25 protein-coding genes are annotated in these 22,244 nt (G+C 41.9%); 10 read left to right on the top strand and 15 right to left on the bottom strand.

Translation table 11 applies throughout. The annotated features are described in order from the left end of the window. Window positions 1-140: 140 nt before the first annotated feature. The 11 genes from AAAA78_RS18580 to AAAA78_RS18530 all read right to left on the bottom strand — a co-directional run bounded on the left by AAAA78_RS18580 (window position 141) and on the right by AAAA78_RS18530 (window position 10,112). Window positions 141-782 carry a hypothetical protein gene (locus AAAA78_RS18580; protein ID WP_340593679.1) on the bottom strand — a complete coding sequence of 214 codons (642 nt, stop codon included), beginning with the start codon at window positions 780-782 and terminating at the stop codon, window positions 141-143. Next, on the bottom strand, window positions 779-1,282 hold the full coding sequence (locus AAAA78_RS18575; RefSeq protein ID WP_340593678.1) for a hypothetical protein: 504 nt from the start codon (window positions 1,280-1,282) through the stop codon (window positions 779-781). Before AAAA78_RS18575 ends, AAAA78_RS18580 begins: the two co-directional genes overlap by 4 nt. A gap of 185 nt (window positions 1,283-1,467) precedes the next feature. After that, window positions 1,468-2,019 (bottom strand): hypothetical protein, encoded by a 552-nt coding sequence (locus AAAA78_RS18570; RefSeq protein WP_340593677.1) that lies wholly within the window; start codon window positions 2,017-2,019, stop codon window positions 1,468-1,470. Window positions 2,020-2,078: 59 nt separating this feature from the next. Further along, window positions 2,079-2,699 carry a hypothetical protein gene (locus AAAA78_RS18565; RefSeq protein WP_340593675.1) on the bottom strand — a complete coding sequence of 207 codons (621 nt, stop codon included), beginning with the start codon at window positions 2,697-2,699 and terminating at the stop codon, window positions 2,079-2,081. A 220-nt stretch (window positions 2,700-2,919) separates the two neighbouring features. After that, on the bottom strand, window positions 2,920-3,396 hold the full coding sequence (locus AAAA78_RS18560; RefSeq protein ID WP_340593673.1) for a hypothetical protein: 477 nt from the start codon (window positions 3,394-3,396) through the stop codon (window positions 2,920-2,922). A gap of 7 nt (window positions 3,397-3,403) precedes the next feature. Beyond that, window positions 3,404-5,230, bottom strand: coding sequence for an LPD1 domain-containing protein (locus AAAA78_RS18555; protein WP_340593672.1), 1,827 nt, complete (start codon window positions 5,228-5,230; stop codon window positions 3,404-3,406). A 71-nt stretch (window positions 5,231-5,301) separates the two neighbouring features. Beyond that, a complete protein-coding gene (locus AAAA78_RS18550) occupies window positions 5,302-5,883 on the bottom strand; it encodes a hypothetical protein (protein WP_340593670.1) in 582 nt (193 codons plus the stop codon). 92 nt (window positions 5,884-5,975) lie between these two features. Beyond that, complete coding sequence (locus AAAA78_RS18545) at window positions 5,976-6,320, bottom strand: hypothetical protein (protein WP_340593669.1); 345 nt, start codon at window positions 6,318-6,320, stop codon at window positions 5,976-5,978. Window positions 6,321-6,423: 103 nt separating this feature from the next. Next, a complete protein-coding gene (locus AAAA78_RS18540) occupies window positions 6,424-7,221 on the bottom strand; it encodes a hypothetical protein (protein ID WP_340593668.1) in 798 nt (265 codons plus the stop codon). A gap of 76 nt (window positions 7,222-7,297) precedes the next feature. Then, window positions 7,298-9,346 (bottom strand): hypothetical protein, encoded by a 2,049-nt coding sequence (locus tag AAAA78_RS18535; RefSeq protein ID WP_340593667.1) that lies wholly within the window; start codon window positions 9,344-9,346, stop codon window positions 7,298-7,300. A gap of 46 nt (window positions 9,347-9,392) precedes the next feature. Then, window positions 9,393-10,112, bottom strand: a complete 720-nt coding sequence (locus AAAA78_RS18530; protein WP_340593666.1) for a crossover junction endodeoxyribonuclease RuvC — start codon at window positions 10,110-10,112, stop codon at window positions 9,393-9,395. A gap of 121 nt (window positions 10,113-10,233) precedes the next feature. Between AAAA78_RS18530 and AAAA78_RS18525 the strand changes: the two genes are divergently transcribed. After that, a complete protein-coding gene (locus tag AAAA78_RS18525; protein WP_340593664.1) occupies window positions 10,234-10,686 on the top strand; it encodes a hypothetical protein in 453 nt (150 codons plus the stop codon). Between the two features lie 30 nt (window positions 10,687-10,716). Here AAAA78_RS18525 and AAAA78_RS18520 read toward each other — a convergent pair whose 3' ends face one another. From AAAA78_RS18520 to AAAA78_RS18505, 4 genes are all read right to left on the bottom strand, one after another. Beyond that, window positions 10,717-11,907 carry a hypothetical protein gene (locus AAAA78_RS18520; RefSeq protein WP_340593663.1) on the bottom strand — a complete coding sequence of 397 codons (1,191 nt, stop codon included), beginning with the start codon at window positions 11,905-11,907 and terminating at the stop codon, window positions 10,717-10,719. An 18-nt stretch (window positions 11,908-11,925) separates the two neighbouring features. After that, entirely contained in the window at window positions 11,926-12,258 is a 333-nt protein-coding gene (locus tag AAAA78_RS18515) for a hypothetical protein (protein ID WP_340593662.1), read from the bottom strand. 48 nt (window positions 12,259-12,306) lie between these two features. Beyond that, window positions 12,307-13,215: a hypothetical protein gene (locus AAAA78_RS18510; protein ID WP_340593661.1), complete on the bottom strand. Its 909-nt coding sequence runs from the start codon at window positions 13,213-13,215 to the stop codon at window positions 12,307-12,309. 789 nt (window positions 13,216-14,004) lie between these two features. After that, window positions 14,005-14,946, bottom strand: coding sequence for a hypothetical protein (locus AAAA78_RS18505; RefSeq protein ID WP_340593660.1), 942 nt, complete (start codon window positions 14,944-14,946; stop codon window positions 14,005-14,007). Window positions 14,947-15,095: 149 nt separating this feature from the next. Between AAAA78_RS18505 and AAAA78_RS18500 the strand changes: the two genes are divergently transcribed. The 9 genes from AAAA78_RS18500 to AAAA78_RS18460 all read left to right on the top strand — a co-directional run. Next, window positions 15,096-15,422: a hypothetical protein gene (locus tag AAAA78_RS18500; protein ID WP_340593659.1), complete on the top strand. Its 327-nt coding sequence runs from the start codon at window positions 15,096-15,098 to the stop codon at window positions 15,420-15,422. A 20-nt stretch (window positions 15,423-15,442) separates the two neighbouring features. After that, window positions 15,443-15,760, top strand: a complete 318-nt coding sequence (locus tag AAAA78_RS18495; RefSeq protein WP_340593658.1) for a hypothetical protein — start codon at window positions 15,443-15,445, stop codon at window positions 15,758-15,760. Window positions 15,761-15,881: 121 nt separating this feature from the next. Continuing rightward, on the top strand, window positions 15,882-16,589 hold the full coding sequence (locus tag AAAA78_RS18490; protein ID WP_340593657.1) for a hypothetical protein: 708 nt from the start codon (window positions 15,882-15,884) through the stop codon (window positions 16,587-16,589). A gap of 59 nt (window positions 16,590-16,648) precedes the next feature. After that, on the top strand, window positions 16,649-17,200 hold the full coding sequence (locus AAAA78_RS18485) for a hypothetical protein (protein WP_340593656.1): 552 nt from the start codon (window positions 16,649-16,651) through the stop codon (window positions 17,198-17,200). After that, on the top strand, window positions 17,197-17,835 hold the full coding sequence (locus AAAA78_RS18480) for a hypothetical protein (protein WP_340593654.1): 639 nt from the start codon (window positions 17,197-17,199) through the stop codon (window positions 17,833-17,835). Before AAAA78_RS18485 ends, AAAA78_RS18480 begins: the two co-directional genes overlap by 4 nt. A gap of 3 nt (window positions 17,836-17,838) precedes the next feature. After that, entirely contained in the window at window positions 17,839-18,603 is a 765-nt protein-coding gene (locus tag AAAA78_RS18475) for a hypothetical protein (RefSeq protein ID WP_340593653.1), read from the top strand. A gap of 120 nt (window positions 18,604-18,723) precedes the next feature. Then, complete coding sequence (locus tag AAAA78_RS18470; protein WP_340593651.1) at window positions 18,724-19,191, top strand: hypothetical protein; 468 nt, start codon at window positions 18,724-18,726, stop codon at window positions 19,189-19,191. A gap of 3 nt (window positions 19,192-19,194) precedes the next feature. Continuing rightward, entirely contained in the window at window positions 19,195-19,623 is a 429-nt protein-coding gene (locus AAAA78_RS18465; RefSeq protein WP_340593649.1) for a hypothetical protein, read from the top strand. Window positions 19,624-19,638: 15 nt separating this feature from the next. After that, the coding region (locus AAAA78_RS18460; protein ID WP_340593647.1) for a TraG/VirB4 family ATPase at window positions 19,639-22,244 on the top strand (2,606 nt) is incomplete at its 3' end.

The following is a 22,244-nucleotide window of genomic DNA, read 5'->3' as shown; positions in this document are numbered from 1 at the left end:
AACTCCTCACAGATGTCCCCCTGTGAACAGAGCATCCTTCAGGTTTTGTCGAATCGCAAGTTACTGCGATCAATTACTGAAAAAAAGATGCTTCGCGCAAGGTAACACAATCTTTGTTTAGTTTTTGTTGAGTTTTGTCCTCAGGCGGCCCCTGTGCGAGTTCGTCGAATAACATCTCTGAGAACGACGTTTTTCTGCACATTCGTGAGGTGATTGTCGTAAATTTTCTTTGATAAGTTCGAAAGCTTGTAAACAGAATGGCCATCCTGGTGCTCTGAGATCTTCGTCAAGCCCATCATTTCGCAAAGATGTGCGCCAGCAGCACTTACGGCCATTGCACTCACCTCTGTGACTTTACAGCCTTCTAATAGGCGTTCCCCGTAAAAGGATATAAACTTCCTCATTAGACCGGATAGAATGCGGACTCGATCTGAACTTTTCTGATCGCAAGTAATAGAGCAAAAGTACAACTTTCTTACTCCTGGGCTCTTACTGGATGCAATTACATCTTTACTCAACTCGTCTTCATTAAAGTCAGGCGAGATAGTTCTGTTGAAAAAGTCATCTTTAACTGGAATGGCGACGATGCATCCTACGACCTTTTTTGTCAGAGTATCCATCGCAAAAAAGAAAGAATTAGGATTTGCTTTGAAAATTTCAATGTGCTTTGAGTGAGAAAAAACGTGTTCACCACGATATGTTTCAACTGCCAAGTTGATAGCACCAAGGAGCGGAAGTTCGCCGTACTCTTCACCTGTTACGAAGTCATAGTGGTTTTTCATCTTTTCCTCATTGCTACTTGATAGTTACCGTCAACGATAATGATGTCGTTATTACTGAATCTGTAGATAGCGATGGTTCGATCAGGTTCTGTGCGACAATATTCAGAAGTAACACGCTCTACGACAGTCAGTTGAACGTAATACACTTTGAGTTTTTCAGTGGTGCCTTCGGTGAGGTTTGTTCCGTCATCTTCGTTAATCACATCAAAAATGGAGTATGGAGTATCACCCTTTTTAATTTCCTGTTTGCTGACCTGTTTAAATTCCTGAACGATTTTACCCGAGCAGAAACAAGTTTGCCCTACCGGACAGGATCCTTCGGTGAATTCACTCCATACGCGCGTGATCTTACCTTCCTCGCCATCACTGTCTTTCTCTCCTGTAAGAAGGAGATTTAAGATCCCAGTGGTGCCTGACCAAGAGTGATTAGGGTCATTTCGTGTTGAAACGACTTCATATGCGTACCCAAAGATTTCTGAAAGAAGTCCTTCGTCCGACATTTTCTCTTCCTGAGCACATCCGCCGAGAATTACCGAGAAAATGATAACCAGAGTGATTAAAAGGTGTTTTATGCTTCCCATATGTATTCAATGGGGAGAGGCAAAAAACCACGAAGTTGCCTTTCTAGCGGCAAATATCGTGGTCTAAATCTCAATTTGAGAAAGGTGTCCAGCAGGCCACTTCGTTAGGTTTCGCGCCACACGCGAACTTTTGCCTCGAATGTGAAACCATTGTGAGCTTCCGGCGAGAAGTTTCTCCACGTCCAGAATCTCGCTTCTCGTAGCTCGCCAGTGAGTTCCAATGTCGAGATGGGAATTGATTGTTCTAAACTTCCGGAATACCCCACACTGAAATCACGCCCAGCAAAGAAGTCGTTCCCACAGGGCTGGAGTTTGTCACAATGAACTTCAGTGATTCGGCAAACTTTACCATCAGACCTTATCAACATCTCACCGTTCATTGGGCCACCCTTGAGATTAGCAAAGTGTTCTCTAAATTCAGCAAGGAAACGCTCCATGCGTTCGTCTGGGCGATTGTAAATCTCGCTCGCCGTCAACTTGTTGCCATCAGACCCCGATAGAACACACCAAACTGAATCGCCAGGATTGGATTTCGGTGTTTCATTTCCAGTTTTGTAGTTGTTTAAAAGCAAAATTACAGAACGTCCCGAGTTCTTCGTCCTTCCCTCCCCGATGCCTGTATTGTAATTAAAACTTTCGATAATGACCTCAACCATGAATAATTCCTTTCGTCTCTCCAAAACGACCTTTCACAAAATGATTTACATCCAGAATTTCACAACCCCTTATTTTTAAAGAAATTCAATTTGAGAATTAGATAATCTTGGATGCTTCTGAGATTCGTTTCCGAAACCAAATGAGAGAATTCTTTAGAGTGAACTGCCTTGTAAGCAATATCAAAAATTCTCTTTTCGATTTCTGGAACATCATCACCTTGAATTCGCGATTTAATCTGTGACTCCATCTCATTTAAACGAACTCTAATATGATCATTCCTTGCGCCCCTCTCTCTTGAAAAATCAATCACCCTTTTGATAATTTTGTTCACTTGGTTCGCAAGATCTTGCCCGGAACTTTTTGCTTCTTCTTCAGAGAGTTCTAAAGAAAGGGTCTTTGCTCCATCTATCGAAAAGGCTGCACTCTCGTCGTCAATGCAATACATCGACACGTCTTTACCAGACTGTGGATCAAAGAAGTCCTCACCCAGACGCCCTCCGTTTTCAACAACGAACTCACCCGGTGTTGCATATCGTAGCGCAAGTTGAATTGTACCTTCAGCGTGGATATTGATACCTCCATCGATTTCAGAATCTTCCAGTCTGATGTCTTGATGCTCAATAACTTGATCAAACGCTTCCTTGAAGACTGCAATAAGATTTAATAGCTTCGCTTTCATTATTACTCCTTGTCTTTCAAATTGATTTGCATATTTCTTAACTGAGAGAGGACTTTTCGAATGTTATAGCGCGACTCTTCCAACGCGGACCTAGTTTCAAAATCCAAATTGAATCTACTATCTTTCTCCATTCTGGAAAATGAGTCAGAGATAATTTGCTCAGCATTTGTCAATTCTTCAAGATGGCGCTGTATAGCTATAGTTTTATTATTGTTTGCCACTATTCTATCCTCCTCCAATTGAAATCACACATCGTATACGGTCGTAAAAGATATTCCCCCATCACGCGGTTATCATTTATCACTTGTTCTAAATCTGGCACGTCAATGAAAGTTCTTTCTTCGACAACTCTGGATAGAAACATAGAAACCATATTGACATCTTCGCAATCACCGATTCCGCCAATTAAATTCATCAATCTACTCATTGTTGGTTGAAGATGAATTCCATCTCGAATGCCAGTTGTGATCAAGTCTCGCACTCTGCATAACAATTCTTGATGCTCAATTGACATGATTCGAATCATTTCTCTATAGAAGTGCAGGAACTTAGCATGAGCGACTTTCTGAGCGGCTGACATCTCTATCTTGTTCTCTGCAATTAAATCTGAAACGACTTTATCGAAGAATTTCTTCGGCACATCAAAAGATGCGCCTCCTGGAAAAGTGATGGTTTCAAGCTCTCTTCGCATTTCCATATCCCCCTTAGATCGTTTTTTTCATCACACCGAGAAGACTTTCCATTTTAACTGAAATCTCTGTTAACTCCTCCTCAGTTGGATAGAGTTCGCTTTCTACATTCGCAACAAGTACATTGTTGCTGATTCCGTTAGCCTTAGCCTTTTTGTTCACGTATGCCTCAAAACAACGTGCGAATGTTTCTTCAGGAGAAACAAAGGTCTTTTGCGATTTTGGAGACAACAATCCGAAGCTTTTTGTTGATCTGATTCGCTTTCCATATTCCTGCATAGACAAGCCCAGATCTGCATATGCTTTTTCAGGCTCAGAAGAGTAAGATTCTGAATTTAGTTTTGTTTCGCTCAAAAATTTCTTTTTAAGCTTCTTGCCAAGATGATGATCAAAAAAATGTCCCATTTCATGCGCAATTGACCCCACCGAGTTCGCATTAATATTGATGTCAGTTGTGCTTGGCCAATACGTCGCGAGGGAACCAGCGACACCCTTGACTCCAATAAGAACGCCTAGATTTCCTCTCCCCGTGAGTTGCTCTGGGGTAAGACCTGTAATTTTAGATAGATCCTCAAAAGATTGGGCAGCTGTTCGGATATAGTCAGGTCTTTTTGAATCCGAAATCCCGTTTCCGAATTCAAATCCCTTTACTTTCATCTTTTTAGTAAAGAACTCGTATGAGTCATCATATCCTTTGAAACGAATTTTCTTCACTTCAGGAATCATGCCCTTATAAAAGTCAGAATGTTTGAATGTTGCTCTTTTTGGTCCTGAGCTTTCACGAGACACCGTTTTACCAGTGAGTTTTTTAATACCTTCACCTTTCAAATAACGAATAGAATAGTCTTTCAATTTTCCTTTAACTCGATTCAAACGCTCCGCTGCTTCTTCTGGCTTCAAGTAGTACCAATCGCTTTTTTCACCATTAACAAAATCGATCATTTGCAAAAATTCTCGTTTTGCTGACGTCTGTTTATAGTCCAAGCTATTGTAAAGATGACGACAAAGGTTCCTGTACAAACCACGCTCTGCCTTAGCGTGTGCACTCTTAAACATGTCCTTGGCCCGATTAAAATAATCCAATGGGTTAGTAGACTGTAGTTTTAACGCAAGAATGTCAGAGATAAGAAGTTTTGCCTGCTTGTGATAGTCACCAACGTCCTTCATTTCAGGGAGCTTCTTCGGAAATTTATTTAATATCAAACCAAGAATGAGTGAATCCATCTCGTTTGTCTCATCAACAACACCAGCCATTCCACGTTGAACATTTTTGATCACTTCAGGGTAAAGGACGTTCTCATCTAAAGCTGCCTCGTGAGCATTATTAACAACGTCTCCCCATTCGCGATGTGCATTACGTTTGTGGCGAGCGGCACCACGAGTCTCTTCACCAAAGTTTTGGAATTTAGATTTGCGGGCCCAAGTAAAGTTTGAGTCCGTTTCGTAATAGTCGTTACCTGTTCCGGCATCTCTCTTTTCAATATCAATTTCTACTGCTTCTTCAGGGTTAATTTCAACCCCAGTTGCGTCTTTTAAGTTAGACGTTGCCTCTGAACGATAAGCTTCCTTTTCCATTTCCTTAATTTTGTTGGGATCAACGTCATTGAAAAAATCCATCTGAACTGGTGAAGTCATCTCAGGCCTGGAAGAGACTAAAGTTAGCGCGGGACCAGATTTAACAGAAACTTCAATTCCCATCTTTTTTGCGCATGTAGCACCATATTCGGAAGTTGCACCCTCTGCCGAAGGATCAAATCCTCTACCACAACGCAAACATTTAACTTTTCCGTTGTGATCCCCGCATTGTTCTTTTTTTGATTTTTTTACTTTAATTGCACCCATCCCCGTTTCTCCCATCAGAGCGTAAATAGGTAGAAGCCAGGAAATGAGCGAAATCGGAAGACAACTGGTAATTAAGCGACCTTTTTACCGCTCATGTGTTGCAAAGAAGAGTTGGGAGGCATTTCAGAGCCCACCGAAGCTTCAAATATCTGTCGAGTAAGCTGCTCGGGTTCTTTGCCGTACTTCATCGCGACATTGAATTTTGTTCCGTCGCCATAAGGTCTGGCGCTGATCACCTTAAAGTCCTCAACCCAACCATCATCTTCTCCACTGACACCATCTGGCATCAAGGCATCTGTCACCACTTCGAAATATGCACCTTTGGCGCAGCTAGAGCAGTGATACTCACTCTCTTCAGGTTCATACACCACAGCATTGCAGTGAGGGCAACTTACTGAAGGAATCTCCTCAACAAACTCAGCCCTTTCTGCCTCAGCTCTTCTTTCGAATTCAGCCTTGGGTAATTTTTTGATTAACCTGTCAAATTCATCACTGGCTACACCGCAGTTATGGAACAATTTAATGGCCCACAATGAGTAGCCATGAGACATGCACGCAGTCATTGCGCAGGTATTGTTTTCGCATCCGCCATGTTCTTCTTCGAACAACTCAACCAAGCGATCTGTTATTTGCTGAAAGGACTTTTCGTTCATAAACTCTCCTCCGCTGAAAAGACTTGCCGTCATTCCGTTGACATCTAAATAGGGCCACTTATAAAATTGAGTGAAATTAACAGCTGGAGATATCAATAATTGAGTGGTTCGGCCACCTGTTCTAAAAAAGCTTGTAAATCCGAAGAAGATACACCAACAACAACGCTGATTGAAATTTCTGCGGATCCACCAATGAAGTCTAGGATAACCGGGGATTTTCCAAGATGGCGCCTTGCTGCGTTCTTAACTGTAGCTTTGTATCCGCCATTCATAACTTCCAATGTGGCCTTATCTTTAAGCTTGGAAAACGTAACAATCATCTCGCTTGTAGGAACGCCAGTCATAGCTTTGCAGTCAACTTGAGGTTTTAATGTCGCTCTGATTCTCTCGACGACTTCAAGAATTTCAGACTTATTTAACGGTGTAGTTCTACTCATAACAAACTCCCTCTGATCAATATACCACGGTTATCATGTTTATCGGGTTTACCATGTTTTTTCTTGAGTTCTTTTGTAAACAAAATTGCTTAACCGAAAGTGTCTATTCTTGAGGCGCCGTAGAAATGTCTTCTTCTAGCACGTCATCTTGCCCAAGCAAGAATGCTCTGTACATTTCTGAGAACAGAAGAGGAGACATAGGCGGACCGTATTTCCATGACACCTTACCATCGGGACGAATCAAAACTTCATCGCCTAGGACGCTCACTCCAATACAAGGCAAATCACCAAATGATCGCGGACGAACTGTGGGATACCCACGAAGACTTTTAAATTCATCGATAGTCATACCATCTTCAATTAGAGGCTCTCTGAAATCTCTAAGAAACACCTTATCGTAGTAGTGTTTTAGCTGATCAATATTCATCAGCTCAGGGGGCTCCGCATCAGATGTTTCGGAGATGATAAGATCTAAAAATGAGATCGGAACCACAGGGTCAAGTCTTGTTGAAAGATTTGCTTTCAGAATTCCCAGATAGTTCGAAGGAAGGTTCATTGCGTGTGAAATCGCGGCACTCTTAACTTTGGAAAAGCTCTGGCTCTCTGGATCTAAAGAAAACGGTAGGACAATTGCGCCAAGATAAGAGCTTACCGCAATTAAGCACTGGTTCTCGCGCTCAAATTTCCATGATTCATCTTTCAATAGCCTATTGAAATCTTCGGTGATAGTGGGGAGTTTATTAATTTTGAAAAAGTGAGGATATTTGTCGCGGAGCTCATTTATTCCATTTTCGAGTGCGGAAGGGGAATTTGCTTCTACAATTAGGTCACTCAACTGTCCGCTCATCAAAAAGAATTCACGAACCAACAGTCTTTTTGACTCATTGTCAGGAAAATTCATGCGACCACCTTTCCCGTTTTTACCATATTATCCCTATTTACCATGATATTAAAGTGGCCGTATCGTATTGGGACTGCTAAAGATTCGTGTTCAACTCGTAGAATTTGGAGTCCATCGGATCGACAATGTAGAATTTCTCCGAGGCCTTCTCGATAACAATTGAGCTCGTACCTTTTAGATCCGGCATAACCGTTCCTTTCGAAGATAGTTGACCAGATGGGTCCTCAATTCTTCGGGAGTATGCTGTTGTATTATGATAGGCGCCAAAAACATACAGCGCCGAATTAAACGGACTTATCGCAACCAATGATTGGTCGGTAACATCAAAATCAGAAATATAGTCCATCCCGTAACTCACGCTGAGAAGATAATCAGCTCCAGCCCCCATGCGAGGAAGAACTTCCGGGTTTACAATTCCCAAATGCGCAATCGCAAAACATCTTGCAAAAATCTCATCATCAAAGTTGGAAGTTGTGCAGCTTGGAATCTCTTTGGCGATGGCAGTTTCATCAAATACAACCAACCTCCCCTTTACGATGTTGTGATATCCACCATCCACATAGGTGTAGTTTTCAAAGGCTGAAATGATCAACTTATTATCATCAGTGAATCTGAATGACGTTGGGTTACCAAAGTGATTTTTTAGAAAATTCTTGTATTGCGGAACGAACGCACTTTCGTTACCTGGCGTCCCAACAAATAGTCCTGATGATGGAAGATCTGACATACTCTCGCGCGAGAATAGGTTACGCTGCCCCAGAACAGCAGTGAATCTACAAAAAGACGTGAGCCAGTTTGTTTCCGTACAATTGAATGACAACCCCTGGTTGTACTTACCCACCTTCAACAGTCTGTGATTTCCAGAATCAAGAATATATAAGTCATCATACCGCACTTTAACATCAATAGGATTATTGAGTGTTCTGTCGCCATATGATGCGAATGAATAGGCTGACAGGTCATATAATGATTTTTTTCCGATGACCGTAGTCGCATCACAAAAGACTTTATTTGAAACCATTGGATTTACAGACGGATCGCATCCAGCATCTGTCGGGATTCCATTATAAATGAGAACGCGGTCATTTCCTGTATCTGCAATGATGAGTCGATTTCCGATCTCATCCACAGTTACGGATTGTGGCTTCGTCAAGCAGCGACGGTAATCTACCAAAGGACCCTGATGTTCAACGAATTTTCCACCCCGATAATTAGTTCCCGCAAGATCGTGATCTTGACACGATTTGTTGGAATATTGATCAGGCTGACCAAGAATGTTTATAGGTTGAAGCGGCATTGATGACTGAACCTGAAGACAGAAGTTGAAGGCATCATCATCCATTGCCTCACGGTTGCACATACCATTACCGCGAGCGTAAATGATTACCCGATTATTATCTGTGTCCGCGAGATAAGCAACGGCCCCATTTTTGGCAAATACGAGTTTTCCGGTTACTTTAGATTTGCCAGTACCAGTATCAAATCGCGACTGCCCAGGATCCAACGTAAACAACGTGGCTGCATAGGCTCCTCCATATCCGGAAGCACTCTGTCCGGTAATCATGCTGATCTTTTCCCAAAAATCGACTGGAATTGGAAGAATGTTTTCAGATAGTTGGTTGAGTGCTGTTCCTTTAGAAGCTTTGCATGGCCCCTGTTTATCTCCCAGGTAAGTGCACGCAAAATACGAATAAATCTGACCATCAACTAGATTGGCGTCGTCTACCATGTTTGCTTTCGAGTTCTGAACCATGATGACACCAGGTGTTTCAGAGTACACATCGCTCAATTTACAACCTTGATCTACCTCGAAATCACACTCCATACGATAGAGGCCGACAGTAAAATTGACATAGTCATAACCCATAGGGCTTTTCCAAGACACACGAAGCGTGTTTGAGAATGAATTCAATGTGGTCATTTTTGTCGGCGGTTTGATTAAAAGGTCAGTGCCAATGATGCCTGCTGGAATACGCGGATCAAATCGGTCAGGCATCTCCTTCGCGGTCTCGTCAGTCGGGGTGCAGGAGCATACGAAAAGTACAACCATCCAGGTAAGGCAGAACCACAGGACAGATGTTCGTCTATTCGCTTGGTTTTTTCTATTTGCAATGACTGTTTTCATAAACTTCCCCTTGCCTGAACTAAATGGGGCGAGGTTAAAAATTGAGTTAAAAGCTGAGCTCGGTAACAGTGATTTCCGGAACCTCTTTAGTTTTTCGATTCGAATTCTTATTTTTCGGATATAGTTTGTCTTCCGGGATGATTTTGCCGTATTTCTTTCGAAGATCTTTTAAGCGCTTTTCTTCTTTCTTGTCCTCGGCCTTCTCCATCAATTCATCAAAGAGCTTAGCGAAGTCATAACCGACACTCGATAGTTTATGTGAGAGCATAAGACCCAAACCCGATGCATCCGATACGTTGTCATCGGTAACAGAAATGTTCAGTAGTTCATTGATGACTTTGATCATAATTGACTTATCGACATTGCCTTTTCCAGTGATGTGCTTCTTTAAAGATGTAGGTTCAATTTCTATAAATGGAATACATCTCTTAATAATCATGAGGCGGATCATTCCTCCAATCTCAGGAAGATCAGAAGCTGCCCGCCCCTGCGACTTAAGAGCATACCCTTCGATTGCGATAGCATCCGGAGAATGTTTTCCTAGGAGGGATTCAATTGCGGAAACAATGCGCAAAAAGCGACCAATTCGTTGATGCCTGGCTTTGGTCGGGGGAGTTGATATCAAATAGAGATTCTTGAGCTCTATAGAACCCGTTTCTCGATTGTGAGTGAAGACTGAAAGTCCAGTTCCAGTAAGAGACACGTCGAGACCAATTATGGTTAAAATTGGTTTGGTTAAAATTGCGCTGTAGGACAGTGTCGCCATGCAAAGTCTTCCTTATGAAGACTTAACTCTCTGACTTAGAATTTCCTGAATGTTCGTCTATAGAATTTTCCATATTTACCGAAAAGACTTGTAATAACATGTTTACCATGATTATCTCAAAATGAAACACAATAACCCTTTTTTCCATGGAGGAATGATGGGAGACAATTCAGCAATAAAATATCCGCCAGGCGACTATAGATTGAAGCCATTCGGAAAATCAGTTGATACTAAGTTCGCCCAAAAGACTCTCAAGAAATCACCAATTAGCATTTCCAGATATATTTTGAAGGGTGCAATTAGGGCAAGAAAAGGTGGAAGAGGTTACGAGTTATCTTATAACGATGTGATGTATCTAAAAGAGCATCCTTTGGAAACTGGTCGCCCTCGCGGACCTCGTTCAAAATCATCCCTTTCTTTGGTAAATGGATCAACTACGGTTACTCTAAGTGTTGCATCCTACAAAAAACTTCAGGTCATCGCGATTAGCAACGAAAAGTCTATGGAAGAGAATCTTGAAATGATGATTGATGAGTCTTTTCAAGCAGCTGAAAAGAAGGTTCGTAATTTGTAGTAAAAACGAAGAAAAGGGGCTTTCGGGCCCCTATTTCATCATCAGTCTCATCGCTTTTTCCATGCGATAGTTTTTTCTGTCTTTCTTTCCCTTTTGTTCGGGTTTTTTCTTTCCCTGCTCAACAATTTCTTTCATTTTTTTGGCGATCTCATATTCGTCAGCATAAGGTGTGCTTTCAATGAGATCGAGATTTTCTTGAACGGTGTAGTTGGCACAATCTTTCCAATCACCTTTTTCTGTCTTCTCTTTCGGTAGAAATACCATCTTAACAATCTTATGGGCCATCAAAGCGAAAGCGAGTTTGTAGGCATTAATCTCAGCACCTACCTCCACCATAATAACAACTTCTTTTGCTTTTGATGAGAGCATTAGGGAGACCTGTTGATTTGATACATTGTTTCCGTAGGTGGCTGTAGCGTCTTCACCACAAAACATCGCTGAAATGATACCTTCAGTGACGATCAGTCTGTCTGAGTTCTTAACGCGATCCCAATTCCATAAACAATACTGTCTCCAGGATCCAACGCTGTTTAAGACTTTATTCTTCTTATCTCGCTTACCAGTATAGTCACGAGAAATATATCCGACAATTTTTCCAAGCACCTTTTGAACAAAGATGACACGCCCACTGTGCGCATACATCTCTTTGATTTTTTCCTTACTTAGTCCAGCTGCTAGTCGCCTCAAATCATCAGTACTGCTTGCCGGGACTTCATACGCGTCAAGCTTTGCAAGTTCAGCCTCAGAAATATTTCGAACATTGTGAAGGTAACGATAGGCTGGAGACCCCTTTTCCATTTTAATCGCGTGCGGTGGAAGCTTAATCTCGGGAAAGTCGTAGCAATCCATATTGTTTTCATTTGCTACATTTGGAGCATAGATACTCTTAACCTTTTCAAGCAGTGCTGAACCGTCGCCTTTACTGTCTGAGAAGAGTTTTGAGATGGTTCTTCCCGAATTGATCCGGGCCTGACTTTCTTCATATGTTTCTCCGCGACAAAGCGAGACGAAATATGTCAGGCCGCCTTTAATATTTTTACCATCGCCGACGCAATTATGACAAATGAATCGACCGTCGCGAAGATCCGCGAAAAACTTATTCTTCTGACTGCAAACCGGGCACGCCAACAAGACAGCGTGGGTTCCCTGTGCATTAACGCGATAAGGGATTCCAGTTTCCTTTAAAGTTTCATGAATAATCTTTTCGTAGTACTTCGACATTCAATCCGCCGCTTATCGCTATTCCTCGTCCTCGTCGCCGTCTTCAGGTTCATCTTCTTCAGGACTTTCTTCCGCGTCATCCGAATGGTCATCTGAATCTTCAGGATGCTCACCCTCAGTTTCGGAGTCTTTATCTGACTTCAAATCATCAACACCTTCTTTTACCACATTCTTCTTTCTCTTAAGGTCATTTCGAACTTCTTCAATGGAAGGAAGGCGCTTAGGGTCATCAACAGAATAAACAGTGATTATCTCCCCTTCCGTGACCATCGGACGGTACGCACTACCTTTATTACCGAAGGCTACCACCGCGTGGAGCAAGACCAAAAATGCATAAATTAGATTTTTCATGAAGTCCTTTCAGGATCGCGATCTTCAATCGCAAACCGAATTATTAAATTAAGCTGCCTCATCATCAGAAGAATCTTCAATACCTGATTCTTCGATCTTTAAACGGACATAGCGACGAACATCTCTACGCTCTTTTCCCTGCTCGGTGTATCTATCCACCATTCCGAGAATCTTCATCATATCTCTTCCGCGAAGACGATTTTCGATTCGCTTATAGAAAGTGTCTTCACTGACTTCCAAAAGTGCCGCCAAAGCCACACGTTTTCGAAGCATAAAAATGTTGATGTAATTCATCATTTCGGTGCGATGAGCGTAGTATGATTTTCCGACCAGACCTTTAGCTTCAGAATACTTATATCCCTCTGCAAAACGGATTTTCAGCAGTTCCAGCGCCTGGGGAGAGAGGAACATCGCAGCATCGTTCAGCAACATATCGCAAACTTCGCGGTACTGTTTACCTCTCTCTGCTACAACATCGAACAATACCCACTCATGAGAAATGTCGTCACCGTACAAATCCCGGTACTTTTTCTTTTTCTCTTTCATATCCTTAGACATTTCATTCAGCTTTTCACAGAAATAGTTATAAAAGAACCAATCAAGAGTTTTAGTGCCAGTCGCGCCTTCAACGCTTTTCGAGCCAATAGCGCCTTTATATTTATCCTTATCGAACTTCTTACAGAGAGCTGAAAAGAACAGGAAAGCACTTCCATCAATAGATCTTTTATCTCCTCCGTCTTCAACCTCAAGTAAACCAGATCCTCTGATTCTACTGGCATAAGCTGAACAACAGTCTTCAAACTTCGCTTTAAAAATGAAATCAATTTCTTCCTTAGTTAATGGAGAAATAGGTTTCAACGAATTCTTAGGGTCGAAGAAAGTCGGGAATTCTGGCACTTCAATTAGTTCCTGACCTTCTTTTGCATGTTTTGGAAGTTTGCGCTTTGGTTGTTCCATTCCCTCTTAATGGTCAATTGAAGATTTTTGAACATAAAAAATGAAGATTGGCCCGATTTATTTTGGGCATAGAAAGGGCCGGAAATCCCGAACGGCGTATTCGGGTAAATTTTGATAGACTCCATCCTGATCGAAGTCCGGTTGGACTGTAGGATTGTGGGATGCGATGCTCTTGTCCCTATCGCTACCGCTTCGGGACGAGCATCAAGCTCTTTTCCGTGTCTTCGCAGTAAATTCAGGGCGGAATACGGCTAAGATAGCCACTAAATATAATAGAGGCATCGGCGAATCAAAAAATTTTCGCCTGTCTCGCAAAGGGACGTTTAATCTGCCGTCACAGCGTCACCCTTCGGTCTTCTTTCTCTCGTCCACGCGTGGCCAGCTTATGTTTGCCACAGGAGAGCGACGCCATTAAGGGCTGGCGCTGCCACTTACCCTCACATCATTAACGATGCGAGTAGTGCTAAGTCGAATTTTGCTGTGAGCTTTCTTTTAGGCGCACTCACAAAGGGCTATTTCGCACCCTCCACTACGCCGCAGATTTGAAAATCTGCAAAAACAATTCTCAATACTGCGATCTTGCCTGGTCCACTTCTCCGCTACCATCAACCGACTACGGATTCTTATACGGTGACAAGATCACATTATTCAAAATTGTTTTCCGACCTACGTTAAATAGGAACGAGAGCCTTTTTGAGGACCCTCTTTTCATGACCTTAAGTAAGAATGGTGGATTTTCATTACGAAATTCTTTATCAAAAACTTTTTTCTGCCAAAAAGACGACATTATTAAGTTTTCTCCGTAACTATTTCTTCATTTTCCGGCGGTAAATCCTGGGAATCCACTTCGGTTTCCGTTGCTTTTTGAGTCACTTTCTTATTCTCCGGATCCACTTTCATGATATTTGGACTTGAATGATCGTCCTCATCGCTCATCTCCAGAAGCTCATCAATAGATGGTAATGTAGAAAAGTTCCCATAAATTACTGCGGTTGGCATTTGAGTCTTTCGGCGAATTAGAAACACGTTCTGATCATCCGAACTAACACGCGCGGGCTGTGGCGAAAAGTTGATCGTCGTCCAAAAGTTCTTCTTTCGAACAAATTCATCAGCGACTATGCCATAGCTTCTGAACATAATAAGATCAGGAGTGTAGACAAACTCCCATGGTTCACCTTCAGCATCTGTAAATTTGAAATCCTTTAGAGCCTTTTTTATCTTCTCTGATTGAGAGAAAATTGGGTTTGACGAAAGAATAAAGGCTCCTCCAAACGACAGCACGAAGAACACCGGAATACCAAATAGTAACCATGGCTTTCCACCCTTCTTCTCAACTCGTTCATACAAGCGAGTTGCAGCCCGTTCAACATTTAGGAATGGCACTTTGGTTTTCCCTACTCTAATGACCTTCTTCTTAACGTCTTTCTTGTAATAATTTTTCCAGCTGATCTGGGTGGCCGCATATCCAACTTGAACAACACTGACCGCGCCAAATAGAAGGCCAAAGTAGAGAGGGATCATCACCATGAACTCGACGAGCTTTTTGTATGATGACTTATATGCATTCATTTTTTCTTTAGTGTCATCCCAGCGATTCTCGATCTCAGAAAAGCCCTTGATTAGAAAACGGTATCTCGCCGCAAGAGTCTTCGGAAAGAAAAAGAACGCTTTAATAGCTTCTTTTCGCTTTCGGCGTTTCTCAATCATTTCTTCAAACTGTTGCTTTTTCATATTTATTCAATGGTTTGGGGAGAAAATCGAGCAAATCAGGCACAAAAACGTATTATTTTGAGACTCTCAAAATTTATTTCACTCATTTTTAACCATGACCCCATTGAGATTTCTGACGGTTTCTAAAAACAGAAAATAAGGAGAACTCAATGAAACAATTACTTATCTTAACAATTCAATTTACCATCGCCATGATGGTATTCTCGTTTTTGCCAATGGTAGCTTACGCTGGCCCAGTGGCGGACGTTGCTGATGGCATCGGCCAAGGGATCTTCAAATTCATCTTTGCCGCAGCTGCTGGTATCTTCATCATCTACAAAATCGGTATCTTCGTGTTCAACCTAATGGGCATGACAGATCAAGTTTCCAGCTTGGGCACAATCGTAATGACCACTGTGATCGCAATCATTGGTTACATGCTTTGGACTCCATTCTGGGAAGGTGTCGCCGGATTCTTTGCTTCAATCGGTTTGTAATCCGTAACTAAGAGGTATCAATGTTTTTTCTACCACTTCAGACCAAAAGAGGTCTTTTCGAAGTTACCGACCAGTTCTATATCATGTTCGGTATTCTTCTTTTGATTGAAGTGGTTTTCATTCCAGTCGGATATCTCTTGGTCATTATCATCGGAATAACCCTCATGATCTGCCGTATTATGGATACAGCGGAACCACGAGTGAATTATTTAAAGACGCTTTATAGAGCCACAGCTCCCAGGCTGACAGCGAACTACTCAGACAGCGTAAACCCGCTGTATTTCAGATCAAAATTCATGGACGAATTTGAAAAACCGGAAGAGGAATATCACGGATGATATCCCTCTGGCCGTTAATCGGCAGATTGGACTCTTCCTAAATTAGGACGATTCCACCCTATACTAGGTTAATGAATTTCCTAGAATTCCGCCAAGGATGGCTTACTTTGATGGAGATTTTATGAGTGAAACACAAAATCAAACCAGCCTTGAGCGTCTTAAACAGACTTTGAATACGCTCGGTAAAATTCTAAGCTACATTATTCTCCCCTACACTCTCTTTCTTCGATATCGACGCTACAAAATTGCTGACGAATGTATTTCCTCATCAGGCAACAGCGAGTTGATCAAACAATCAAATACCCTTCGGCGTAAATTTTTAACATCTGCTATCGTCTATTCCTTCATTTCCATGAGCTTGATTTTTGGCGGTGCGATTACCGTCGTCAGCGAATCGAAAGAGCCAATCATTAAGGTTCTAGAAAAACAGAAATACAAGAAACAAACTTCAACTAAAACAAAGAAGTACCTCACAAAGAAACTGAACACTCGCATGAACTATTTTGGCTTGGCATTATTGGTTGGTGGAATTTTAATAAACGTCGCCGTTATTCAGTTTGACCGTGACGCCGAAAGAACAAAACAATTCCGAAAGTTCCTAATCGACAAACAGTCGACCGAGTACAATGGAACGAAGTCGTTCTACTGTTTTGGTGGCTATGTGGCTTTTCTGACCACCCACACTCAGCGCGAAGTCGCAGAGAATAAAGCCCTCTGGGCCGCCCTTGGCACTACAGCATCTGTCGATTCTACCCTTTCACATCCAACAAACCGAAAGATTGCAATGTTTAGAAAGAAATTCGAGTTGGAAGACAAGTACATTTTCTGATTCGTTTTGAGACACACTTTTCCTTCAGGGAAAATAGCATTTATGCGCTAAGGGGTTGTATGAAGACTTTTTTCATGATTTTCACAATCCTACTTTCAATCACGGCTCGCGCAGAGTTCGCCGAAGATATGTTTGGCGACAAAAAAATGGACTGGGTTCCGAAGGACAAAGTTTACGACGCATTCTGCGTTACTAACTATGAAGCAAACCAATCTCGTTCATTCACGAATGCAATTCTCAGAAAGTTTTCTTCGAAGTCAGGCGAGGCTATTATCGACGTCAATGACAAGCGATACAAGGTTGACTTGCGCCACTGCTACCTTCAACAAAGACAAAAAGAGCAAGTGGCCAGGATCGAATTCCTGGATGCGATTTATTCAGTTGAATGTAAATACGCCGTCATCAAGTTTAACAATGCAAATTTCCGCCTCTTAAACTTAAACAAGTTCTTTATTGCTGCAAAAAGGCTCAATGATGGCGCGGTCTTCATTTTCTCAAGAGACCTGTGCTCCACAAAAATGCAATCACCTCAGCTTGATGCACTAACTCGCCAATCTGGGGCAGTGAAGACATATTTCACTCCTGAGGGAGGAACTGAGGTGAAGCCATGAATAAGAAAAACAAAACCTTACTTCTAGGCCTTCTTCCGTTCGGAATCTTAATATTTTTTATGATGGCCGCATATGAAGCAAGAACCATCTACAAAAGTGCGATCAATCCTGAAGTGATTAATTCGCTTAATAAAAACGCTTACTATCAAAAACACTTGAAATGTTTGTCTTTCGCGGAAGCCCTTCAGAAATCAAATCTTTCCATCCTGAAGAAAGACTCAATTAAGACAACAGATACGGTAAACGAGATTAAAGAATGCCAGAAGCATTCTGTCGCCTGGGCAACCCTGTCAGAAGCAGATAAGAAATTCTTAATCGAATACACAAACGCCGAACCTCAGAATCAATATCTGCGTCAAATTTACTTCGCCGCAAATGATCTTCTCACGAAGAATTATGATCGCGAAAGTAGCTCCTACCAGAGTGCGCTGGTAATTCTCAAGATGGAGATCCCTAAGACTCATTTAAAGAAGGGTGTCGGACCACTGTCTCTTATGTTCCTTTTTAGCTTATTCATTATGTTCATATTGTTCAGAAAAAATCCAGACGCTCAAAAGATCAAAAATGATGGGCGCATCTTCGGAATCTCCTATCGAGGGTTGAACCCTTTTAAGAGGACCAAGGAAGGAAAATAGTCTATGATCACATCAACGCAAACAAAGGAAAACAGAAAGCGTCTCTTTATGATGTTTTTGGTGGTTGTTTTGACTGCCATGGCTTCAATTACGTCATTTGTGACAGCAATCTTAGGAGAGCGCTGGGCAAGTCGAAAAAACTTTGTCGCCGTTTCTCCGAACCACTTGGATCTTCCATATCCTTTTACCTATGTTGATACTTATTCAAGCAATATCAACGAAGATTCCGAGATCAAAAACTTTGTGTATCAATATCTGAAGTACACAAGAGACCGCTCAATCATCTCAAATTACCAATCGCTTTCAACTGACACTCGATATGCAAGCTCTACGAGCTTCTCAACAAATATTCTGAAAAGTATCGACATGACTGCGCCAGGGTCTCCTGAGTGGTTATACGTGAACGATCTCTACAAGAGGTCAAATGAAGACTACAAACTTCTCGTTGAAAAAAAGGTATCTAACCACTTTTTGATTCACTTCATTGGAATTTATGGGCTTCCAGAGATGGGTGGAATTCGCGCGGTCGTATTCGGCCAGTATGAGAACTACTTTGACGAACAAAAGAGTCCACTCCCAGCTGAATTCCTTGGCGGAAGAGTTATCGAAATGATTATCGTAAAAGGCGAAATCTCAAAAGATGTCACTGGAGAAGTTGTAAATCCATATGGATACTACGTGTATTCGACGGTGGATCAATTCGTAGACCGGGCCGTCCTTGAAAAGCTTATCCAGGAGCGCAAAGAAGCGAAATCAGTCGATTTTTGAGAGATCTTAGCATCATCTAAAATAAATTCTCCGAAAATAGCCTTTCGTCATTAAGGGTTTATTAGGGTCGACTCATTTTTAGAGTCGATCCATTTACTGTTGAGGAAAGACGAGGCTATCATGAAAAAACTCCTTCTTGCTCTATTGTCAGTCACCGTAATTATGACCACCGGGAAAGCTCAGGCTGGATTCATTTTTGAATCAAAGTGGACAGAGCCAGTGCTTTTGTCAGTCGCAGCTTCAGTTCTGGCAGTCGCAGCTGCACCTAAAGGTTCCGACCCAATGCAAGTCGGCGGAATCGGCGCCGCAGTGGGTTTTGGCATTGGCTGGGGAATCAACTCTTACTATGAAAGTAAGTACGAGTCCCGCTATATCTCGGAAATGAACAAGCTTGATAAAACCATCCAGCAATATCGTATTCGAGATGCCCAAAGAGCCGCTTCAAAAGACATGACGACGCGATTCGGGGTAATTAAGCAAGAAGTTGTTCCTGCCCAAGATCTTGGAAACGGCCAAATATCATCCCCGTATATTATTGAGACACACACTACTCCTGACAATTCAGATGCAGATTTTATTGGAGAATAATCCATGAAAAATATGATCGTACTTATCCTGATCTTATTCACTTCACTGAGCGCTTTTGCATCTAAGAAAGAGTTCCTTAAGAAGATCGAAAATGGCGAGGAACTCCAAAAAGGATACATGCTAAGTGGTGTTTCTCAGAACATTCAAAGGCTCGTCATTCAAAAGCACAAAGGTCAGTTTCCCAAATTTAAAGAGAACATGCTCTATGTTCATCAATGGGATGATGGCGACGTTATTCATGTGATCAGGTACTTGTGGGACGACAACGAGTGCAGCTACACCTACTTTGTTAAGAACCAAGACTTTTCAAAGGCGCCAAAGCAACTTTCTGAAGTAACGACACCTTCTCCTATGGGTGGTGTTCGTCAGGTAATCGACGCAAATGCGGAAAAGGTCGACATGAAATACTGCCGATCACTATACGGATTCTAATATTTGGAGTTTCAAATGTCCGAACTGAATACAGGAAAAAGATTGCAGGCAAGCGAATTCGTTTTCGATGAAGAGGGACCGATCTTCAAAGAATGCAGTATTGCCACAATCAAGAAATACAAAAACAAAACTCCGATGATCATTCATCGCGGAGGCCATGTATCAGTCGTCCTGAAATTTAAGGGCGTGGACTGCTCACCTTTTACGTTTGAGAGATTCCAGAGTTTTCTTGGTTCTTGGAAAAGTGCTCTAAATATCTGCAATGAGGATCTATCTCTTAGCGTTACAACTGTAAACAGATCGGCTACAAAGAAGAATCTGAAACCACAGCATCCTTTACTGAAGGCCCGTGTTGATCACTTTAATTCAATGAATTTAAAGCAAAGTGATTTCTACATCACCCTTTTTTATCGAAACAGAAAGACTAAGGCGGCTGCAAATACTTTCTCATTGAAGAATCTCTTTGCTGGCATCGGTAAAATAAAAAAGTCCCTGTCTGAGTCAGACTTTGAGGGACTTATGGATCGCGCTGAATACATTGAAACAAAACTGGTTGAGCTAGGATCCTTGCTTGCTTCTCTTCAAATTCCTTATGACCTCATTTCTTCAGAGGAAGAATATACTTCTCTTTTCCGTCACTTTTACGCAGGAGAGAGCGCCGGAGCTAAGGTCACTTTAAAAGAGTCATCATCAAACACCTATCGAAAAAACATCCTAGAAGGCTGTTCAGTAGGAACATACCCTACTCACTTTGAATTAAATGGTGATGTTTATCTCCTTTTTGTTGCCGACGTGATGCCAGAAAATAGAGAGGTCTATGGCGGTGAAATCGGTGTGTTCCTCAATATGCCATTCGAATACATATATACAGTGTCTTCGAACAAATACTCACTTGAAGACACAGATACAAAGCTAAAAAGATCTATCAAGAAGCAAGCAGAAGATCTTGACGGTGATGATGTAACTGGAGCTGATCGAGACCTAATCAAAGACGAGCGTTACCGAACATCTCAAGAGGCTCTTATGGAGTGGTCAAAAAACCCAACTCCAGTTTGCGACGTTACTATTTCCATGTTTGTAAAGATCCCTCGAATGCAGATTCTTGACGAAATGGCTCGAGAGAAATCATCTAAAGAGAAAATTATCGCCAAGAAAGAACATGACATCATCAACAACTACTTAAACAGATTTGTTGGATCAGTATGGAAAACTGAAGGAGAGTCTTCATGGTTTGTATTCAACAAATCAATACCAGGTCTTTGTCACGCTACCGCTGTTGAACACAAAAAATTCCTAATGCGCCAAGAAGAGGTAGCTTATATCCATGGAATTTGGGCTACGGGCGACACCGAAAGACACAATGGCTTCAATCACCTAATTGATGATTTCGGTTCAATATATCCATTCAGTCCATTCGACGGCAAAGAGAACTACAACGGTCTCATTTCTGGCGGGTCAGGTTCGGGTAAATCCGTCCTAATGGATACTATTATTGGGATGGCTCAGGGTGGCGCTTATGGAGATGTTCCTCCAAAGATTAGAATCATCGATAATTCTGGTGAAAACGGATCCTATTACGCCTTAGCGAAGTTATTTAATGGGACCGTAATTAATTTCTCTGGATCCGAAAGGCCGATCCTTCCTTTAATGGATGTCGAGCCGACAATGTGCATTCCAACTTCAAAGAAACAGGCTCAACTTGTTAATTGGTTGAAAGACAATGGCGTCAAGACGAACGAAAAAACTCCAAGTGCCATCACTTCGTTCTTCCTTTGGATTATCAAAGAAGGACTTGTAAACATTACGGATGGCCAGTTTAACGATAAGTTCGTTGAGACATTTGGCATCCCTGCCCCATCAACGGCGCGAAACTCTTTCACTCTTAAACCTGGAGAATGTAAGCCGTTCCAAAGGACACTTTCATTCATCGTGGGACTTTTGGACATTATCTTTACTTCATCTGGAAAAAAATATCAGTCCTCTATCATTGAAGGATTTGTTTCTGAACTTTTCGAAAGAACAACCGGAAGAATGCCAACCATGACGGATCTTCATGCATTCTTGGTTGATATTCTCGACGAGGACGATGAAGACAACAGAAACCTTATTATGACCGTAAAAAATTGGACGGGTTCAGGAGCTTTCCCATACTTTGAAGGCGAATGCACTGTAAATCTTGACGCCGACATTGTCGTTGTCGATATGAAAGGTATTGAATCCGAAGAAACTCTTGCAGCCGTTTACATGCTACTCTTTAACGAACGATTCAGTCGAGATCTGTACTTTACGCGCGGGCGTGCAAAGTACATTATTCGTGACGAAATCTGGAGACTCATTAGAAGTGCTATTGCAGCTTCTTACATGGAAGAGGATGTAAAAACAGCGCGTAAAAATACAATTTCCACTTGGTTTATTTTGCAGCAGATTCCGGAATTAATGGACAAGAACCCTACCCTTATTCAAGCACTTTTGGATAACTCGGAGTTCATCTTTATCGGATCGATTTCATCCGGACCAACGAAGGAGAGACTTCGCCAAATTCTGGAAATTCCACCCCAGGTGTACGAACAGGCATTTCGCGAGGAGATTACGCTCGGAAAAAATGAAGATAAGGACCATCG

The sequence above is a fragment of the Bdellovibrio sp. BCCA genome (assembly GCF_037996825.1).
Taxonomy (GTDB): domain Bacteria; phylum Bdellovibrionota; class Bdellovibrionia; order Bdellovibrionales; family Bdellovibrionaceae; genus Bdellovibrio.
This window is presented reverse-complemented; position numbering and strand designations above follow the sequence as displayed.

Bases quoted from the DNA above. Each gene is read 5' to 3' on its own strand.
- AAAA78_RS18580 (WP_340593679.1), bottom strand. From the start codon at position 782: ATGAAAAACCACTATGACTTCGTAACAGGTGAAGAGTACGGCGAACTT.
- AAAA78_RS18575 (WP_340593678.1), bottom strand. From the start codon at position 1,282: ATGTCGGACGAAGGACTTCTTTCAGAAATCTTTGGGTACGCATATGAA.
- AAAA78_RS18570 (WP_340593677.1), bottom strand. From the start codon at position 2,019: ATGGTTGAGGTCATTATCGAAAGTTTTAATTACAATACAGGCATCGGG.
- AAAA78_RS18565 (WP_340593675.1), bottom strand. From the start codon at position 2,699: ATGAAAGCGAAGCTATTAAATCTTATTGCAGTCTTCAAGGAAGCGTTT.
- AAAA78_RS18560 (WP_340593673.1), bottom strand. From the start codon at position 3,396: ATGGAAATGCGAAGAGAGCTTGAAACCATCACTTTTCCAGGAGGCGCA.
- AAAA78_RS18555 (WP_340593672.1), bottom strand. From the start codon at position 5,230: ATGGGTGCAATTAAAGTAAAAAAATCAAAAAAAGAACAATGCGGGGAT.
- AAAA78_RS18550 (WP_340593670.1), bottom strand. From the start codon at position 5,883: ATGAACGAAAAGTCCTTTCAGCAAATAACAGATCGCTTGGTTGAGTTG.
- AAAA78_RS18545 (WP_340593669.1), bottom strand. From the start codon at position 6,320: ATGAGTAGAACTACACCGTTAAATAAGTCTGAAATTCTTGAAGTCGTC.
- AAAA78_RS18540 (WP_340593668.1), bottom strand. From the start codon at position 7,221: ATGAATTTTCCTGACAATGAGTCAAAAAGACTGTTGGTTCGTGAATTC.
- AAAA78_RS18535 (WP_340593667.1), bottom strand. From the start codon at position 9,346: ATGAAAACAGTCATTGCAAATAGAAAAAACCAAGCGAATAGACGAACA.
- AAAA78_RS18530 (WP_340593666.1), bottom strand. From the start codon at position 10,112: ATGGCGACACTGTCCTACAGCGCAATTTTAACCAAACCAATTTTAACC.
- AAAA78_RS18525 (WP_340593664.1), top strand. From the start codon at position 10,234: ATGAAACACAATAACCCTTTTTTCCATGGAGGAATGATGGGAGACAAT.
- AAAA78_RS18520 (WP_340593663.1), bottom strand. From the start codon at position 11,907: ATGTCGAAGTACTACGAAAAGATTATTCATGAAACTTTAAAGGAAACT.
- AAAA78_RS18515 (WP_340593662.1), bottom strand. From the start codon at position 12,258: ATGAAAAATCTAATTTATGCATTTTTGGTCTTGCTCCACGCGGTGGTA.
- AAAA78_RS18510 (WP_340593661.1), bottom strand. From the start codon at position 13,215: ATGGAACAACCAAAGCGCAAACTTCCAAAACATGCAAAAGAAGGTCAG.
- AAAA78_RS18505 (WP_340593660.1), bottom strand. From the start codon at position 14,946: ATGAAAAAGCAACAGTTTGAAGAAATGATTGAGAAACGCCGAAAGCGA.
- AAAA78_RS18500 (WP_340593659.1), top strand. From the start codon at position 15,096: ATGAAACAATTACTTATCTTAACAATTCAATTTACCATCGCCATGATG.
- AAAA78_RS18495 (WP_340593658.1), top strand. From the start codon at position 15,443: ATGTTTTTTCTACCACTTCAGACCAAAAGAGGTCTTTTCGAAGTTACC.
- AAAA78_RS18490 (WP_340593657.1), top strand. From the start codon at position 15,882: ATGAGTGAAACACAAAATCAAACCAGCCTTGAGCGTCTTAAACAGACT.
- AAAA78_RS18485 (WP_340593656.1), top strand. From the start codon at position 16,649: ATGAAGACTTTTTTCATGATTTTCACAATCCTACTTTCAATCACGGCT.
- AAAA78_RS18480 (WP_340593654.1), top strand. From the start codon at position 17,197: ATGAATAAGAAAAACAAAACCTTACTTCTAGGCCTTCTTCCGTTCGGA.
- AAAA78_RS18475 (WP_340593653.1), top strand. From the start codon at position 17,839: ATGATCACATCAACGCAAACAAAGGAAAACAGAAAGCGTCTCTTTATG.
- AAAA78_RS18470 (WP_340593651.1), top strand. From the start codon at position 18,724: ATGAAAAAACTCCTTCTTGCTCTATTGTCAGTCACCGTAATTATGACC.
- AAAA78_RS18465 (WP_340593649.1), top strand. From the start codon at position 19,195: ATGAAAAATATGATCGTACTTATCCTGATCTTATTCACTTCACTGAGC.